Source organism: Sorangium sp. So ce1153 (assembly GCF_051521595.1).
Lineage (GTDB): Bacteria > Myxococcota_A > Polyangia > Polyangiales > Polyangiaceae > Sorangium.
The window spans coordinates 11,498,266-11,514,990 of the sequence record NZ_CP150361.1 but is presented as its reverse complement, the minus strand read 5'-3'; the positions used below and the strand labels follow the sequence as shown (position 1 = coordinate 11,514,990).

Annotated in this window: 14 protein-coding genes; 5 read left to right on the top strand and 9 right to left on the bottom strand. The window is 73.8% G+C overall.

Annotation, left to right across the window (positions count from 1 at the left end; translation table 11 throughout):
- Window positions 1-115: 115 nt before the first annotated feature.
- From WME85_RS41900 to WME85_RS41890, 3 genes are all read left to right on the top strand, one after another.
- Window positions 116-1,243, top strand: a complete 1,128-nt coding sequence (locus WME85_RS41900; RefSeq protein ID WP_437829604.1) for a hybrid sensor histidine kinase/response regulator — start codon at window positions 116-118, stop codon at window positions 1,241-1,243.
- Window positions 1,233-3,248 (top strand): PAS domain-containing hybrid sensor histidine kinase/response regulator, encoded by a 2,016-nt coding sequence (locus tag WME85_RS41895; protein ID WP_437829601.1) that lies wholly within the window; start codon window positions 1,233-1,235, stop codon window positions 3,246-3,248. The genes WME85_RS41900 and WME85_RS41895 overlap by 11 nt, the downstream gene beginning before the upstream one ends.
- An 86-nt stretch (window positions 3,249-3,334) precedes the next feature.
- Window positions 3,335-4,504 (top strand): hypothetical protein, encoded by a 1,170-nt coding sequence (locus WME85_RS41890; RefSeq protein WP_437829598.1) that lies wholly within the window; start codon window positions 3,335-3,337, stop codon window positions 4,502-4,504.
- Window positions 4,505-4,515: 11 nt separating this feature from the next.
- Here the strand turns inward: WME85_RS41890 and WME85_RS41885 are convergent, their stop codons facing one another.
- Entirely contained in the window at window positions 4,516-5,574 is a 1,059-nt protein-coding gene (locus tag WME85_RS41885) for an alpha/beta hydrolase (protein WP_437829595.1), read from the bottom strand.
- Window positions 5,575-5,952: 378 nt separating this feature from the next.
- On the bottom strand, window positions 5,953-7,008 hold the full coding sequence (locus WME85_RS41880) for an AraC family transcriptional regulator (protein ID WP_437829592.1): 1,056 nt from the start codon (window positions 7,006-7,008) through the stop codon (window positions 5,953-5,955).
- Window positions 7,009-7,085: 77 nt separating this feature from the next.
- Here WME85_RS41880 and WME85_RS41875 point away from each other — a divergent pair, with 77 nt between their 5' ends.
- A complete protein-coding gene (locus WME85_RS41875) occupies window positions 7,086-8,126 on the top strand; it encodes a Rieske 2Fe-2S domain-containing protein (protein WP_437829590.1) in 1,041 nt (346 codons plus the stop codon).
- A gap of 24 nt (window positions 8,127-8,150) precedes the next feature.
- Here WME85_RS41875 and WME85_RS41870 read toward each other — a convergent pair whose 3' ends face one another.
- The 5 genes from WME85_RS41870 to WME85_RS41850 form a co-directional block, all read right to left on the bottom strand.
- Window positions 8,151-8,621, bottom strand: a complete 471-nt coding sequence (locus WME85_RS41870) for a response regulator (protein ID WP_437829587.1) — start codon at window positions 8,619-8,621, stop codon at window positions 8,151-8,153.
- 423 nt (window positions 8,622-9,044) lie between these two features.
- The gene (locus WME85_RS41865) at window positions 9,045-10,433 is read right to left on the bottom strand and encodes a sigma-54-dependent transcriptional regulator (protein ID WP_437829584.1); all 1,389 of its coding nucleotides are present in this window, start codon (window positions 10,431-10,433) and stop codon (window positions 9,045-9,047) included.
- 41 nt (window positions 10,434-10,474) lie between these two features.
- Window positions 10,475-12,013, bottom strand: a complete 1,539-nt coding sequence (locus WME85_RS41860) for an ATP-binding protein (RefSeq protein ID WP_437829581.1) — start codon at window positions 12,011-12,013, stop codon at window positions 10,475-10,477.
- 178 nt (window positions 12,014-12,191) lie between these two features.
- Window positions 12,192-13,220: a pyridoxamine 5'-phosphate oxidase family protein gene (locus WME85_RS41855; protein WP_437829579.1), complete on the bottom strand. Its 1,029-nt coding sequence runs from the start codon at window positions 13,218-13,220 to the stop codon at window positions 12,192-12,194.
- Complete coding sequence (locus tag WME85_RS41850) at window positions 13,217-13,840, bottom strand: glutathione S-transferase family protein (protein ID WP_437829576.1); 624 nt, start codon at window positions 13,838-13,840, stop codon at window positions 13,217-13,219. The genes WME85_RS41855 and WME85_RS41850 overlap by 4 nt, the downstream gene beginning before the upstream one ends.
- A 144-nt stretch (window positions 13,841-13,984) precedes the next feature.
- On the opposite strand from WME85_RS41850, the gene WME85_RS41845 reads away from it, so the two are divergent.
- Window positions 13,985-14,884, top strand: a complete 900-nt coding sequence (locus tag WME85_RS41845; RefSeq protein WP_437829574.1) for a LysR family transcriptional regulator — start codon at window positions 13,985-13,987, stop codon at window positions 14,882-14,884.
- 33 nt (window positions 14,885-14,917) lie between these two features.
- Here the strand turns inward: WME85_RS41845 and WME85_RS41840 are convergent, their stop codons facing one another.
- Entirely contained in the window at window positions 14,918-15,508 is a 591-nt protein-coding gene (locus WME85_RS41840; protein WP_437829572.1) for a Uma2 family endonuclease, read from the bottom strand.
- Window positions 15,509-15,576: 68 nt separating this feature from the next.
- Window positions 15,577-16,713 (bottom strand): prohibitin family protein, encoded by a 1,137-nt coding sequence (locus WME85_RS41835; protein ID WP_437829570.1) that lies wholly within the window; start codon window positions 16,711-16,713, stop codon window positions 15,577-15,579.
- Window positions 16,714-16,725: the final 12 nt, after the last annotated feature.

The window sequence follows — 16,725 nt, the reverse complement described above, 5'->3', positions numbered from 1 at the left end:
GTCGCCGTTTCAGCGCTTCTCGGCGTGCGCCGCGGCCTCCGCCGGCGCGCCGCCCCGTGGCGCGCTGGTAGGGCCGAGACCGCTGGTGTAATCTCGCGCCGAGAGCCGAGGGCGGATGGAGCAGGGATCGCGGTCCAAGGTGCTCGTCGTCGACGACAACGAGCAGAACCGCGCCCTGGCTCAGGCGACGCTCGAGGACGACGGCTACGAGGTCGTGCTCGCCGTCACCGGCGAGGAGGCGATCCGGGAGTTCGAGCGCCACCGGCCGGACTGCGTGCTGCTCGACGTGCGGATGCCGGGGATGGACGGCTTCGCCGTGTGCGCCCGGATCCGCGACCTGCCCGGCGGCGCGACCGCGCCGATCGTGTTCCTGACCGCGCTCCGCGACGTCGACACGTTCGACAGCGCGCTGCGCGCCGGGGGCGACGACTTCCTGACGAAGCCCGTCCGCCCGTCGGAGCTCCTCGCCCGGGTGCAGGCCGCGCTCCGGGTGCGCCGGCTCGGCGCGGAGCTGCGCGAGCACGTCGAGCTCGTGAAGCAGCAGCGGGACGCGCTCATGCGGCTCCAGCTCCAGAAGGAGCAGCTCACCGCCTTCGTCGTGCACGATCTGAAGAACCCGGTGAGCAGCATGGACCTGCACGCGCAGTACCTGCTCCGGGACCGCGCGCTCCCGGAGGCGGCGCGCGACTCCGCGCGGCACATCCGCGACCAGGCGCGGTCGCTCTTGCGGCTCATCTACAACCTGCTGGACATCAGCAAGAGCGAGGAGGGGAGGCTCGCGCCCGAGCGCGCGCGCGTCGACCTCCGCGCGCTCGTGCTCGAGGTGTTCGCCGCGCTCGACCTGCGCGCGAGCTCCCGGTCGGTCTCGCTGCGCGAGGCCGTCGACGCGCCCGCCGTCCAGGCCGACCCGGACCTGCTCCGCCGCACGATCGAGAACCTCCTGGAGAACGCGATCCACCACGCCCCGGTCGGTTCCGCGGTGGCCGTGAGCGCCGCGAAGGACGGCGCCGCGGTGGAGCTCCGCGTGGCGGACTCGGGGCCGGGCGTCCCCGCCGAGCTGCGCGCGCGGGTGTTCGATCGCTTCGTCCAGCTCGAGGGCGAGGCGGACGACCTCCACCGCGCCGGCCGCGGCCTCGGCCTCGCGTTCTGCAAGATGGCGGTCGAGGCGCACGGCGGGCGCATCTGGGTCGAGGACAACGCGCCTGGCGCGATCTTCTGTGTGAGGCTCCCCGATGACGCATGAACCGCCCTCCGGCGAGCGCCTGCCCGCACCCGAGCAGGCGCCTGACGGCCCCGGATCGCAGCAGCTCGACGACGAGAAGTTCCGCCAGCTCATCGACGCGGCGCCCGACGCCATGGTGGTCGTCGACGAGCGGGGGCGGATCGTGTTCGTCAACCTCCAGACCGAGCGGATGTTCGGCTACGAGCGCGGCGAGCTGCTCGGCCGCCTCGTCGAGATCCTCCTGCCGGAGCGGTTTCAGCGCTCTCACGTCGCCCACCGCTCGACGTTCACGGCCTCGCCGAGGGCGCGCCCGATGGGGTCGGGGCTCGAGCTGTTCGGCCGGCGCAAGGACGGCGGCGAGTTCCCGATCGAGATCAGCTTGAGCCCGCTCTCGACCGGCGGGGGCACGCTCGTGTCGAGCGCCATCCGCGACATCAGCGAGCGCAAGCGCCTGGAGGCGGTGGCGCAGCGCTCCAGCGACCTCCTGCGGAGCGCGGTGGAGAGCACCCAGGGCGCGTTCGCCGTGTTCGACGCGCAGGACCGGCTCGCGCTCTGCAACAGCGCGTACCGGCACTGGCTCGGCGCGAGGGCGAGCGGCGCCATCGTCGGGCGGAGCTACGCCGAGCTCCTCGAGGAGAGCCTCGGCTCGGGGCTCTTCGCCCCCGACGGCGAGCCCCAGGCCGCGCTCCGCGCGCGGCTGCTCGGCTACCACGCGGCGCCGAGCGGCACCGTGGAGCTCTGCTCGAGCGACGGGCGCAGCCTGCGCCTGACCGAGCGCCGCACGGCCGAGGGGGCGACCGTGTGCACGATCTGGGACATGACCGGCGACGTGCAGCGCGCCGAGGAGCTCCGCAAGGCGCGGGCGCTCGCCGAGGCCGCCAGCTCCGCGAAGAGCGAGTTCCTCGCCTCGATGAGCCACGAGCTCCGCACGCCGCTCAACGCGATCCTCGGCTTCGCGCAGCTCCTCCACCGGGACCGGAAGACGCCGCTCACCGATCGCCAGAAGGAGCGGATAGAGCACGTCCTGAAGGGCGGCGAGCACCTGCTCAAGCTCATCGACGACATCCTGGACCTCTCGCGCATCGAGGCGGGCCGCGTGGCGGTGTCGCTCGAGCCCGTGAGCGTCCCGGAGGTGCTGGCCGAGGTGCAGGCGACGCTGGACCCGATGGCGCTGCGCGCGGGGGTCGAGCTGTCCGTGACGCCCGTCCCCGCGGGGCTCCCGAAGATCGTGGCGGATCGGACGCGGTTCGCGCAGATCCTCATGAACTACGGCTCGAACGCGATCAAGTACGGCCGGAAGGGGGGGCACGCGACGTTCGCGGTGTCGGTGCCCGAGGGCGGGCGCGTGCGGGTCTCGGTGGCGGACGACGGCATGGGCATCGCGCGCGAGCAGCACGCGAAGATCTTCCAGCCCTTCCAGCGCGCCGGTCAGGAGACGGGGCCGATCGAGGGGACGGGGATCGGGCTCGCCATCACGAAGCGGCTCGCGGAGATGATGGGCGGCGGCGTCGGCTTCTACAGCGCGCCGGGCGAAGGGTCGGAGTTCTGGATCGAGCTCCCCGCGCACGAGGTGAAGGCGGAGGACGCCCCGCGAGAGCCCGATCCGCGCGCGGACGCCTCGCCGCTCGCCGCGGCCGGCGAGGCCCGCTACGCGATCCTCTATGTGGAGGACAACCCGTCGAACATCGCCTTCATGGAGGCGCTCATCTCGGAGCTCGATCGGATCGACCTGATCGTCGCGCCGAACGCCGAGATCGGCATCGAGCTGGCGCGGGCGCGGCGGCCCCACGCCGTCATCATGGACATCAACCTTCCGGGCATGAGCGGCTATGAGGCGATGCGCAAGCTGCAGGAGTGGCCGGAGACCCGCGCCATCCCCGTCATCGCGCTGAGCGCGGCCGCGATGCCGCGGGACACCCGCCGCGCCGAGGAGGCCGGGTTCTACCGCTACCTCACGAAGCCGGTGAGGGTCGACGAGCTGACCGCGGCGCTCGAGGAGCTGCTGCTCGTCCCGGCGGCGCCCTGAAGCGGCGGCGCCGGAGGGCCGGGCTCCCGCGAGGGCGCGTGACGGCCGTGGCCGCTCGGGCGCGTCCGCGCGTATGCTCGCGCGCCATGCGGCTTGCTGCGGCGCTCGGCGTCCTCCTGGGCCTCGGTCTCTCCCACGATCTGGCGCGCGCTCAGGTCCCGCCTCGCCCGGCCGGGCCGGCCGAGCAGCAGCCGCCGTCCGGTCAGCCTCCGGCGCCGGCCGCGCCGTCCGAGCAGCCGCCGGCCGCGCCGTCCGCGCCTTCCGAGCAGGCCGCGCCCATCGAGCAGGTCGCGCCTTCCGAGCAGGTCGCGCCCGTCGAGCAAGCCGCGCCGCCGCCGGGGCCTCCGGGCGGGCTGCCCGAGATCGCGCCCCAGGTCGAGCCCTCCACGCGGGAGATGAGCGCCAGCTTCGACTCCAGCAGCGTGCGCGCGCTCTCCACGAACTCCCTGCTGCTGCCGGCCGGGGGGCTGGAGCTGGGCGGGGAGATGACCCTGGTCACGAGCGAGCTCTCGCTCCGCCGCGACCCCGACGGCGAGGGGCTCGCGTTCACCGACGTGGGGCTGCTGTCCTTGAACGGCCGTTACTCCTTCGGCCCGGTCGAGCTCGCGGCCGCGATGGCGCTGCTGGTGAAGCAGCCGGACACCACGGACGAGCTCGTCCCCCAGAACGGCTCGCTCGCGGGCCGGGTGGCGCTCGGCGACGGTCAGGCGCTGACCCTCCGCCTCGCGGGCGGGCCGCTCCTAGGCGATCTGGGGCTCTGGGAGGGCGGGGAGCTCCTCCTCCAGGCCAAGCGCGCCGCGCACAGCACGCTTGTCTTCCAGGGCGCGCTGGGCGGCGCCTTCACGCACCTCGACTTCGCCGAGGACACCGAGCAGCCCTTCTGGCTCGGCGAGGTCGTGGTGGACGCCGAGACGATCCTGCGCACGCCGGCGCGGGCGTTCTCCCTTTGGCTCGGGGTGGACCTGCGCTTTCCCGTGCTGCACAACCCCGATAACCACGATCCCGATCCCTCGGGCTTCCTCGCGCCCACGACGCGCCTCAACGTCTATGTGGGCACCGCTTATTCGTACGTCGAGGACTGGGACCTTTACTTGCGCGTCGCCGTGCTCGACCGGGGCGACAAGGCCGAGCCGTGGACCATGGTGCCGATCCTCGACGGCGGCTTCGATCAGCAGCAGTTCTCGCTCGGCGTGATGCACCGCTGGGACCTCGCCGAGAAGAAGGAGGAGCGAAGGCCGTGGATGTCGAGGCGCTGACGCGCTGAGCGTCACGGCCCGGCGCCGAGCTGTCGGGCCAGGAAGTCGGCCTGCGACCCCGCGTTCGGGGCGAAGAACGGCCCGACGTAGAGGTCGAAGTGCCCGCACGGGAGGACGTCGAGGCGCTTCTCCGCCGAGCGGATCGCGCGGTGGGCGCGCTCGACGAAGGCGCTCGGCACGAGGTCGTCGCGAGCGGCGGAGACGAGCAGGACGGGGCACCGCACCTCGGCGGCGGCGTCCATGGGGCGGAAGGCGTCGAAGGTCGCGAGCATGCGCGCGAGCATCTTGTTCTCCCAGCCGCCGCGCGGCGGCTGCGGCAGCGTGCGCCAGAAGAGCGGCGCCGCCGGGTCCCGCGGGTCGCCCCGGCGCGGGCTCTCGACGCTCGTCGCGAAGGCCCATTCCCCGGGGCGGCCGAAGACCGGCACGTAGATGGGCGGCAGGAGGCGCGAGAGGTCGAGCGTCGTCCAGAGCATGTAGCGCAGGAGCGACAGGCCGGAGGGCTCCTGGCTCGGCGGGGTCTCGAGGAACGGCGCCTGGGCCACGACGGCGCGGACGCCGGCGTCGCGCGCCGCGGTCACGAGGGCGGTGCCGCCGGAGAAGCTCGAGCCCCAGAGGGCGATCCGCCCGGCGTCGACGCGGCCGTCGCTGGCGAGCGGCCCCCGCGCGAAGCGGAGCGCGGACTCGTAGTCTTCGCGGTGTCGAGCGGGATCGGCCCAGTGGCGCGGCTCTCCGTCGGAGCCGCCGAAGCAGCGGTAATCGAACAGGAGCACCGCCATGCCCCGCCGCACGAAGCGCCATGCAAAGGGCTCGAGGTGCCCGTCCTTCGTCCCCGTCAGCCCGGGCGCCATCACGACGAGCGGCGCGCGCGGCGCGCGGGGCAGGAACAGCCAGCCTTCGAGGCGCGTGCCGTCCGTGGCAGGGAACTCCACGGTCTCCACCGTCCCTTCCTCGCGCTCCTCGCGCTCGCGCCGGGGCGCCGGGGCGCGCGCGAAGCGGGACCGGCGGACGAGCGAGCGCCAGCACAGGACCAGCGCCGTGGCCGCGACGAGGCCAGCGAAGAGCCAGATCATCGGGTGCTCCTTTCCTGCGAGCCAGCGGGAACTACCTCGTTCGCGAGCCTCATGGGCGCCTCCTCGTGCGTTGTTGGCGGCCTGGAGCGGCAGCTCGTGGCGATCGCGTCGACCGCGTCGAACCGTCGATCGCAGCCATCGCTGCGAGCTCCTGTCACAGGATACATGGATCATATATCACATGATTCATATAACACAAGTTGCATATGTTCACGGGGTGGCGCGAGCGAGAGCGGCGGAAGGAGACGCGCGGCGCGGGGCAGGGGCTTGCGCCGTGGTACGGCGCGTGCGCCGCCGTCCAGGGGCTCCTCCGCCTCCAGGGCGCGGGAGGGTGCCTCTTCACGCCGCGCGCCGGACGCCACGCGCGCCGCCGCGCGCTCAGCGCGGCTCGGTGTCCCTGGCCCGGGCGCGGAACGCCTCCGGCGTCTCGCCGGTCCAGCGCCGGAACGCCCGGTGGAACGCGCTCGGCTCCGAGTAGCCGAGCAGGTACGCGGCCTCCCCGATCGCCATGCCCGCGTCCAGGAGCGCCGCCGCGCGGCCGCGCCGGACCTCGTCGAGCAGGGCGTGGAGCGACGTCCCCTCGTCGCCCAGGCGGCGCTGCAGCGTGCGCGGGCTCATCCGCAGGCGCTCGGCGAGCGCGCCCAGGTCGGCCCCCTCGCGCAGCCGCTCGCCGAGGAGCGCCCGCACGCGGTCCGCGAGCGCCGGCGCGGGCGACGCCGCCCCCGGGAGCTGCGCCGCGATGGCGCCCACCTGGCGCTCCAGGAAGGCGGCGAGCGCCTCGTTCGCGTGCGGCAGCGGCAGGTCGAGCGCCTCCGCCGGCAGGACCAGCTCGGTCTGCGGCGCCTCGAACTGCACCGCCGCGCCGAGCCGCCGCGCCTTCTCCTCCGGATCGCCCGCTGGCGCATGGCGGAAGCGCACCGCGACCGCCTGGATCGGGGCGCCGCACATGCGCCCGGCGTTCACGAGCGCGTCGAACGCGAACACCTCCGCCATCTGGCCGTGGGCCGGACGGTCGGGCCCGAACGGCGTGAACGTGATGTGCGCGCGACCCTCGCGGATCTCCAGCGTGTAGCGCTCGCCCTCGTTCCAGAGCTGCTGGTAGCGGAGCATCCGGCGGAACGCCTCGCCCAGGGTGGGGCTGCTCATGGCGAGGAAGCCGAGCGCGTCGAACTGCTCCGGCTGGAAGCGCCCCGCGAACCCGAGGCCGAGGTGCGGGTCGGCGGCGGCCGTCACCGCGGCCTCGATCAGCGCGTAGAACGCCGCGAGCGGCACGCGCGCGTCAGGGTCGGCGAGCGCCGCGGCCGTGAGCCCGGCGGCCTCGATCAGGGCCGCCCGGTCGGCCCCGCGCTCCGCCGCGTAGTCCGCGAGCTGCGCGGCGGTGCGGGCCCAGACGGTCGGCGCGCGCGCCGGCGCCTTTCCGGCCTGGCGCCGCATGTCAGCCCTTGTGGCGCGCGCTGTCACGGCGCTCCGGCCAGGCGCGCCGCACGCTCTCGGGCGAGCGGAGGAGCAACATGCGAAGGCACGGCATCGAGGAAGGGCGCGGCGCGTTCGTCGAGGGCGCCTGGTACATCATCGCGGACGCGTCCGCCGTGGGCAAGCGGCCGGTCGCCGTCGAGCGCTTCGGGACGCGCATCGTGCTGTTCCGGGACGAGCGCGGGGCCCTCGTGGCGGCGCGGGCGGCCTGCCCGCACCGCGGCGCGGACCTCAGCCTGGGGCGGGTCGTGGGCGGCTCGATCGAGTGCCCGTACCACGGCTTCCGCTACGCCGGCGACGGGCGCTGCGTCGCGATCCCGTGCGAGGGGCGCTCGCGCGGCGCTGGCGAAGCGCGCGCGCGCGGCGCGGGCGACGCGCTCGCGCTCACGCGCTTCGAGGCGCGCGAGCACCGCGGCTTCGTGTGGCTCTGGTGGGGCGAGCGGCCCGCGGAGCTGCCGCCGCTGCCGTGGTTCGACGGCATGCCGCCCGACGAGCGGCACGCCCACACGACGTCGGTGGCGTGGGGCGTGCCGTTCGCGCGCGCGATGGAGGGCATGCTCGACATCCACCACGTGCCGTTCGCGCACCGCCCCTGGGTGCCGGGGGTCGGCGCGCTGCTCGATCCGTACGAGGTCCGCGTGGAGGGCGACGTCATCCACACCGAAGGGGTGCTCCGCCACGACGACGGGAAGCCCTGGGATGGGCGCCGAGGGTGGAAGTTTGCGATCGAGATGCACTTTCCTGGCATCCTGCGCCTGTCGTTCGGGGGGCGCATGGCGGGCATGGCGGGGTGCGCGCCGATCGACGCGGGGCGGACGGCGATCCTGGCGCGGTACTACATGCCGGTGCCGGTGGTCGGCCGCGCGCTCGCGCGGCTCGGGCTGATGATGGAGTTCTGGCTGATCCAGCCGGGCGACGAGCGGATGCTCGCTTCCTCGGAGCCGCGCGACGCGGACGTGGAGGCGTGCCGCTTCGTGCGCGCGGACGCGGGGGTGCTCGCGTGGCACAAGATGCGGCGGGCGCGGCTGAACGCGCAGCGCGCGGAGGATCGGCGCCGGCTGCCGGTCGAGGCGGGGTGAGGCGGCGCGGGGCCGTGCGGCGGGTCAACCGCGCATCGCGATGAGGGTCTGGACGACGATCCGCAGGTCGTCCACGTCGAGCGGCTTGTCCAGGACCGCGTCGGCGCCCAGGCGGTAGGCCTCCGCGTGGGTCTCCGGGTCGCCGAACGCGGTGATGAGGACGACCGGCGTGGACCAGTCCTCCCGGCGCAGCCCGGCCAGGAGCTCCATGCCGCTCCTGCCCGGCATGCGGACGTCGCTCACCACGAGATCGGGCGGGGAGCCGCCGCTGGACACCAGCGACTCGCCCATGAGCTCGAGGAGGTGGTTGCCGTCGCGGGCCTCGAGGACCTCGTAGCCGTCGCGGCGGAGGGCGGTGGCGAGCAACCGCCGCAGCTCCCGGTCGTCCTCGGCGAGCAGCACGCGGAACGGGCGCTCGCCGGGCGCGAGGGCGGGCGGGGGTTCGGAGACCAGAGTCAGGGACGAAGCACGGTCGCGGAGCAGCTCGGGGGTCATCAGGTGTTCTCCTTGAGTTTTCCCTGTGCAGGCGGCGTGCCGATCGCCTGACGCGAACCGACCGAGGTTGCGGCGGACGCGAGCCGACCTGGGCTGGGCCGGTGGAACCGACCCAGGTTGAGCCCCCGACCCAGGTTGAGGTCCCCGACCCAGGTTGAGCCCCCCGACCCAGGTTGAGGTCCCCGACCCAGGTTGAGCCCCCCGACCCAGGTTGAGGTCCCCGACCCAGGTTGAGCCCCCGACCCAGGTTGAGCCCCCGACTCAGGTTGAGCCCCCGACTCAGGTTGAGCCCCCGACCCAGGTTGAGCCCCCGACCCAGGTTGAGCCCCCGACCCAGGTTGAGCCCCCGACCCAGGTTGCCGCCTCGCGTCGTCCCGCGCCGGGTGGGGCGCCCTTCCCCGCCCGGGGTATTCTTCCGCGCCCTCAGCCGCCCTTCGCCGTCCCCCCGGCGGGCGGCTCCCACCGCTCCAGCTTGCGGTGCAGCGTCTTCCGGTCGAGCCCGAGGATCCGCGCCGCCAGCGTCTTGTTCCCCCCCGCGGCCTCGAGCACCCGCAGGATGTAGCGGCGCTCCACCGCCTCGAGCGGCACGAGCTCCGACGGATCGTCCGCCGCCACGATGACGTGGGAGGGACGGTGCTCCCGGATCTTCGCCGGCAGGTCGTCCACCGTGATCTCCTCGTACTGCGTGAGCGCCACCGCCCGCTCGATGCAGTTCTGGATCTCCCGCACGTTGCCCGGCCACGAGTACGCCAGCAGCCGCTCGGCCGCCGCCGGCGACAGGCCGATCACCCCCTCCTTGCCCGAGCGCGCCGCGCAGTCCTCCAGGAAGCGCTGCGCGAGCAGGAGCACGTCGCTGCCCCGCGCCCGCACCGGCGGCAGCTCCACGTGGAGCACGTTGATCCGGTAGTACAGGTCCTCCCGGAAGCGGCGCTCCTCCACCGCCTCGTCCAGATCGCGGTTCGTCGCCGCCACGATCCGCGCGTCGAACGGCACCTCCGCGCTGCCGCCCACCGGGCGCACCCGCCGCTCCTGCAGAGCGCGGAGCAGCTTCGCCTGCATCGCGAGCGGCAGCTCCCCGATCTCGTCGAGGAGCAGCGTCCCGCCGTTCGCCTCGACGAACAGCCCGGAGCGCGTCGTGCGCGCGTCGGTGAAGGCGCCCCGCACGTGGCCGAACAGCTCGCTCTCGATCAGCGACTCCGGCACGGCCGCGCAGTTGACCGCCACGAACGGCCCGCCCTTGCGCCGGCTCCGCTCGTGCAGCGCCCGCGCGACCACCTCCTTGCCGGTCCCGCTCTCGCCCGTGATGAGCACCGTCGCGTCCGAGTCGGCGATCCGCTCGATCATGTCCTGCACGCGCCGCATCGCCGCGCTCCGGCCGACGAGGTCCGGGAACGCGCCAGGCCCGGCCACGGCGCGCCGCAGCCGCCGCACCTCGGCCTTGAGCGCGTGGTGGGCGATCGCCCGCTCCAGCGCCAGCGCCAGCGTCTCGATGTCGACCGGCTTGGTCACGTAGTCGTACGCGCCCGCGCGGATCGCCTCCACCGCGGTCTCGATGCTGCCGAACGCCGTGATCACCACCACCGGCACGTCCGGCCGGAGCTCGGCCGCGCGGCCGCAGACCTCGATCCCGTTCATGCCGCGCATGTTCAGGTCGGTGAGGATGACGTCGAAGCCCTCGTCCTCCTCGAGCAGCGCGAGCGCCGCCGTCGGCGAGGTCCGGGTCGTCGCCTCCACGCCGCGCGAGCGGAGGTCCGCCGCCAGCCACGCGCACATGGCCTCGTCGTCGTCGATGATCAGCGCTCGCCTGCCCATGTCTCCTCGATTGCTCGCACAGTATGGCCCCTCGCCCGCGGCTACGCCCCCACCTCCGCCGCCCCGCCCCGCCGCGGCGAGGGCGCGCCGTCGTCCCCGGCCGCCGGCCTCGCCGCGCCGTCGCCGCTCGGGGCGAGGTACACCGTGAAGGTCGAGCCCTCGCCGACCTCGCTCTCCACGTCGATCCAGCCGCCGTGCTCGCGCACGATGCCGTAGGAGACGCTCAGCCCGAGGCCGGTGCCCTCGCCGACGTCCTTCGTCGTGAAGAAGGGCTCGAAGATGCGGGAGACGTTCCCGGGCTCGATCCCCTCGCCGCGGTCGATCACCCGGATCGCGAGGTGCTCGCCCTCGGCGCCGCCGTGATCGGCCGGCGGGCGGGCGCGCGCGCGCTCGACCCGGACCGTGAGCTCGCCGCCCCGCTTCATCGACTGCATGCCGTTGATCACGAGGTTCGTGAGCACCTGCTGCATCTGCCCGGCGTCCACCTCGGCGCGCGGCGGGGCGCCGCCCGCCTCGTCGAGGCGCAGCGTCACGCCCCGCTTGCGGGCGAGGGGCTCGAGCAGCACCAGCGTCTGGCGTGCGATGTGCGCCAGATCGGCCGGCGCCTTGTGCGCCACCCGGCGGCGCGCGAAGTCGAGCAGCTGCCGGATAATCTTCGTCATCCGGTCCGCCTGCTCGGCGATGATGCGGGCGCTCTCCGCCGTCTCCTCGGGCGACAGGCCGCGGGCGATCATCTTGGCGCGGCCGCCGACCACGTTGAGCGGCGTGCCGAGCTCGTGCGCGAGGCCCGAGGCGAGCTTGCCCACGGTGCCGAGCCGGTCGGCGTGCCGGAGCTGCTCCAGCGCGGCGATGCGCGCGGCCGCCTCCTGGGCGGCGCGCTCGCGCGCCTCGGCGAGGTTGTCGCACATCGCGTTGATCTCGCGGGCGATCTGGCCGAGCTCGTCGCGCTGCGGCAGGAGCAGCGGGCCGCCCAGGTCGCCCTCCCCGATGCGCCGGGTCTTGTCGACCAGCCGCTGCGTGGGGCGCCCGACGAGGAGCTGCCCGAAGGTCATCGCCAGGAGGCCGCTCAGCGCCGCGAGGGCGACGATGCTGATCACGGTGTTGACCACGCTCGCGTGGACGTACGTCTCTTCCTCCTCGAGCGACTCGGAGATCTCGATGGCGCCGACGCGCGCGGGATCCACGGCGACGGGCGCGTAGGTGTAGAAGCGCCCGCTCCTGTCGCCCTCGCGCTGGAGGCGGAACACCTCGGTGCCCCGGGAGAGCTCGGCGATGTCGGCTGCGGGCAGCGCGGGCGCGAAGCGGCCCCCGGCCGGCGCGTCGAGCCACACCCAGCGGAAGATCACGCCGTCCTCGCGCTCGCTCGCCTCGCCGAGCACGCGGAGCGCCTCGTTCATCCCGTCCCGGCGCCAGATCTCGATGACCGCCGCGCGCAGGGCGATGCCGATGAGGTGCTCGTCGCGCCGCATGTCCGTCTCGAACAGCGCCCGCTCGCGCCGGACCGAGAGGTAGCCGTAGAGGCTCAGCACGACGCACATGACGAGGACGAGGGCCAGGGTGAGCTTGCTGGCGAGGCGCATGGGGTCTCGACAGGATGCAGGACGCGTGCGCGTTCTCAAGGCGTCGCGCGGGGGTGCCCGCCGCCCCGGGGCGCCCCGGATCTCCCCGGGTGGGGCAAAACTCCCCTGGACCGGCCCGCTCGGAGCGCCGCACCGCGAAGCGCGGGGCGCCGCGCTTCGCCGGCGGCGGCTGCTCGGCTCAAGCCGCGGTCGCGCGCTCGACGTCTTCCCACGATCCTGTCGCCGCGAGCTGCGGCGCCGCCACCGGCGCCGACCAGCGCAGCGGCACCGCGTCCTCCATCCGGATGCCCTCGGCCACGCGGAACCGCAGGAGCCGCTGGGCGCCGGCGAAGGCCGCGAGCTCCGGGCCTTCCCAGACGACCTCGGCCTCTCCGGTCAGCGACAGCAGCCCGCCGGTGGCGAAGTCGACGAAGAGCACCCCGGCGCGCGGATCGAGCGCCAGGTTGCCGAACGTGTTGAAGGCGAGGTTGCCGGCGAAATCGGGCGAGGTCAGGACCGTGCGGCCGTCCTCCTCGGTTGCGCGCACGAAGCCGGGCTTGCCGCCCCGGTGGGAGACGTCGGCCCCCTCGATCGCGCTGCCCCCGCCCGCGGACGGCGCGGCGGTGGCGATGAAGAACGTGTCCGCGCGGCGGATCAGCGCCGCCGCCTCGGCCGACAGGACCGGCCCCTCCGCCCGCGCCGGGCGCGGCGCGGCGGCCTGGTCGGGGTCCCTCACGAACACCGGCTCTCGCGCCTGGATGTACTGCGCGCAGTTGCCGAAGCTCTGGCCGACCTGCACGATGAACCCGCCCTCGCCGGCCTCGACGATCGCGCCGTTCATGCGGTTGCGGCGGCGGGTCTCGAGCTGGATGCCGAGCAGCCCGACCGGCGCGCCGGCCACGAGGCGCGCGGCCAGCGGACCGCCGGCGGCGGGGCGCGCGCTCACCGCGAGCGTCCGCGGATCCGGGGACGCGATGAACCCCGGCCGCCCCACGAGGATCGAGGCCCAGGGCCGGCGCTGCGCGTCGAGGCTCCCGACGAGCAGGAAGGGCAGCTGCGTGAACAGCTCCCGGTGCTGGTCGGGCATGAAGTCCCGGATGATCCGGCGCCCGGCCCTCTCGGCCCGCTCGCGCGCGCCGGCGCGCGCCTGCACGGCCATCTCTCCCTGGTGATAGGGCGACCCGTCACCGGGCCAGCTGGGCAGGGGGGTCATGGGCAGGGGGGTCATGGGAGCGTCCTCTTCATCGGCACGAAGCCGGGCAGATCTTCGACGCGAGCGAGCCACGCGCGCACGTGGGGATAAGGGTCCAGCGACACGCCGCCCTCCGGCGCGTGCGCCGTGTAGGTGTACATCGCGATGTCCGCGATCGTCGGCGCATCGCCGGTGAAGAAGCGCTGTGTCGCCAGGTGCTCGTCGAGCACCGCGAAGAGCTCGGCGGCGATGGCCCTGGCGCGCTCGTGATCCAGCTTGATGCCGAACACGCTCGCGAGGCGCGCTGTCCCGGGCCCCGCGAAGAGCCGCCCTGCGGCGACGGACAGCCACCGCTGCACGCGCGCCGCCGCCGCCGGATCGCGCGGGAGCCAGCGCCCCGACGGGTCGTATCGCGTCGCCAGATAAACGAGGATCGCGTTGCTGTCCGCCAGCGTCAGGTCGCCGTCCTCGATCACCGGCACCTGGCCGAACGCGTTCTTGCTCAGGAACTCGGGGGTCCGCTGAGCGCCGTTCTTCAGGTCGATGTCGACGAGCTCGAACGGGAGCCGCAGCAGGGACAGGAACAGCTCCACGCGGTGCGAGTGCCCCGAGAGCGGGTGTCGATAAAGGCGGATGGGGCTTTCAGGAGTGGTCATCGGCGCTTCCTTTCGACTGGAGGTCAGGCGAGGCGGCACAGGCAGCGCGTGCCTCCTCGCTCGCCAGCCAAACATGCCCGTTGCTGTCGCTGACGGTAATGGCCGCCCTTGACAATGGACCATTGCAGGAACTGGAATAATGCGATGGATCGTCTGGAAACCATGCGCGTCTTCGTCGCCGTCGCCGAGGAGGAGGGCTTCGCGCCCGCGGCGCGGCGCCTGTCCATGTCGGCGCCGGCGGTGACGCGGGCCATCGCCGCGCTCGAGGAGCGGATCGGCACGCGGCTCCTGCACCGCACGACGCGCATCGTCCGGCTGACCGAGGCGGGCACGCGGTTCCTCGCGGACTGCAAGCGGATCCTCGGCGAGATCGAGGAGGCCGAGGCGTCGGCGGCCGGGTCCCACGCCGCGCTTCGGGGGCAGCTCGCGGTGACGGCGTCCGTGTCGTTCGGGCGGATGTTCGTCGCGCCGGCCATCTTCGACTTCCTGGCGCGCCACCCGCACGTGTCGGCGCGGACGCTGCTCGTCGACCGCATCGTCGAGCTGCTCGACGAGGGGGTCGACGTCGCGGTGCGGATCGCCCACCTGCCGGACTCGTCCCTGAGCGCGATCCGCGTCGGCTCGGTGCGGCTGGTGGTCTGCGCGTCGCCGGCCTACCTGGCCGCGCGCGGCGCGCCCGGACGACCGGCCGACCTGGCGCAGCTCGACACCATCGGCTTCTCGCAGACGGCCTCTCCCGCGGAGTGGTCGTTCGCGTCGGGATCGCGGGTCGAGAAGGTCCTCCCGTCTTCGCAGCTCCTCGTCAACACCGCCGACGTCGCCGTCGCGGCGGCGGTGGCGGGACGCGGGCTCGCGCGGGTCCTTTCCTATCAGATCGGCCCCGAGCTGCGCGCCGGGCGCCTCCAGATCGTGCTCCCCGCGTTCGAGCCCCCGCCGGTCCCCGTCCACGTCGTCCACGCCGAGGGCCGGCGCGCGGCGGCGCGCGTGCGGGCCTTCGTCGATTTCCTCGTCGAGCGGCTCCGGTCCGAGACGTGGCTCCGCTGATGCTCCCCTGCGCTCGAACGGCGCGGCGGTCTGCTATGTCGCCCAGAGCACCGCGAGATCGAGCTCGATGGCCTCGAAGGGCTCGACTCGCACACGCGCAGCGTCCCGGTGGACGACGGCGGGCCCCCAGCCCCGGCCCGACACGAGCGAGGAGACCTCCAACGTCCGCGCGATCGGGTCGACCAGCCATGCGTACCGCACGCCCTCGCGAGCGTAGATAGGCATCTTCTCCTCGCGGTCGATCTCCTCGGTCGACGGGCTCAGGACCTCGCAGACCCAATCTGGGGCGAGCGGGAAGAAGGCCGTCTTCGGCAGCTCCGGCATCCGCTCGCGCCGCCAGCCGGCGAGGTCGGGGACGAGCACGTCGATCTCGCCCGGCGCGCCCGGGTCGGGGAAGTGCAGCTCCGGCTCGTCCAGGATCCACCAGCCGCCCGGCCCACCATCGCCGAGGCCGAAGGGGCCGCCGACCTTGATCCCCAGGACCGAGCTCGCGTTGGCGTGGCGCGGCGCCGGCCGGGGCAGGACGTGGAGCACGCCGCCGATGAGCTCCGCCACCTTGTTCGCCGGGACGGCTTTGAGGTCGGCGTACGTGGCGCTGCGCTGCTTCTCGGCTGGCTGGCCCATGCCCGAAGCCTGCCCGGGGGCGGGCGGCAGGGCAACATGACGAGGAGCAGGACGGCTGATCGAGCGGCTCAGGGCGTGGCGGCCGGCGCCTTGCCCGCGGGCTTCTCCGCCGGCTTCGCGCTCGTTTCGTCTCCGTCGCCACCCGCACCTGGCGCCGCCCCGCCAGCCGGCGCCGCCCCGCCCGCCTCCGCGCCGGGCGCGGTCTCCTCGAGCAGCTCGGCCAGCTTCTGCTCGGCGTCCTTGTCGAGCGCGCTCTTCATGTCGAACGTCAGCATCGGCAGCGGGCCCTGGTTCATCGCCGGCAGGCGCCCGTTCCACCGCTCGAGCGCGCGGTACTGCAGCACCGCCGGCGTCGCCGACAGCCGGATGATCGTGTTCGCCTTGGCCTCGGCGCGCGCCCGGATCAGCAGCGCGTCCGCCTCGCCGCGGGCGCGCTCCCTTGCCGACTCGGCCGCGCCCCGCGCCGTCGCGATCGCCTGGTCGGCCTCGGCGCGCACCTGGCGCACCCGGTTCTCGGCCTGGATCGACTTCTGCGTCGCCTCCATCGCCTGGTTGATCGCCGCCGCCACGTTCTCGGGCAGCCGGAGCGCCCCGTTGATGGTGAGCTGGTCAATCCGGATACCGTCCTTGTCGAGCACCTGCGCGAGCTCCCTGGTCACGTCCTGGATGAGCTTCGTCTTGCCCGATCCGTAGATCTCCTGGACTGGCATCTTCGACGCCACCGCGTTGAACGACTCGCGCACCGCGTTGCGCACGTAGCGGTCGGCGAGCCGCATCAGGTCGTTCTCCCGGAAGCGCAGGTAAAGGTGGGGCGCCTTGTCCGGCTCGATGTGGAACGACATCCCGATGTCCGCGCCCACGTTGACGCCCTCGGAGGACGAGAAGGTGATCGACTCGTCCACGGTCCGGCCCTCGTGCGCCGACGACGTCCAGACCACGTTCTGCACGCTCGTCGGGAACTGCACGATCTGCTCGGTCAGCGGGTTGTAGAACACCCAGCCGGTCACGACCGGGATGTCGTCGACGCCGCGGCTCGAGCCGGCCAGCTTGACCCGGATGCCCACGTGCGCGGCGTCGATCCGCGTCACCGTGGTGCACGCGACGAAGAGCGTCGCGACGAGGAGCACGAGGCCGAGCGCGACCCGGCGCGCCGCGCCGGCGACGCCGCCGGCAGGGCTGAACTTGATGGGGGGGATCTTCGCCATGGATGCCGTCTC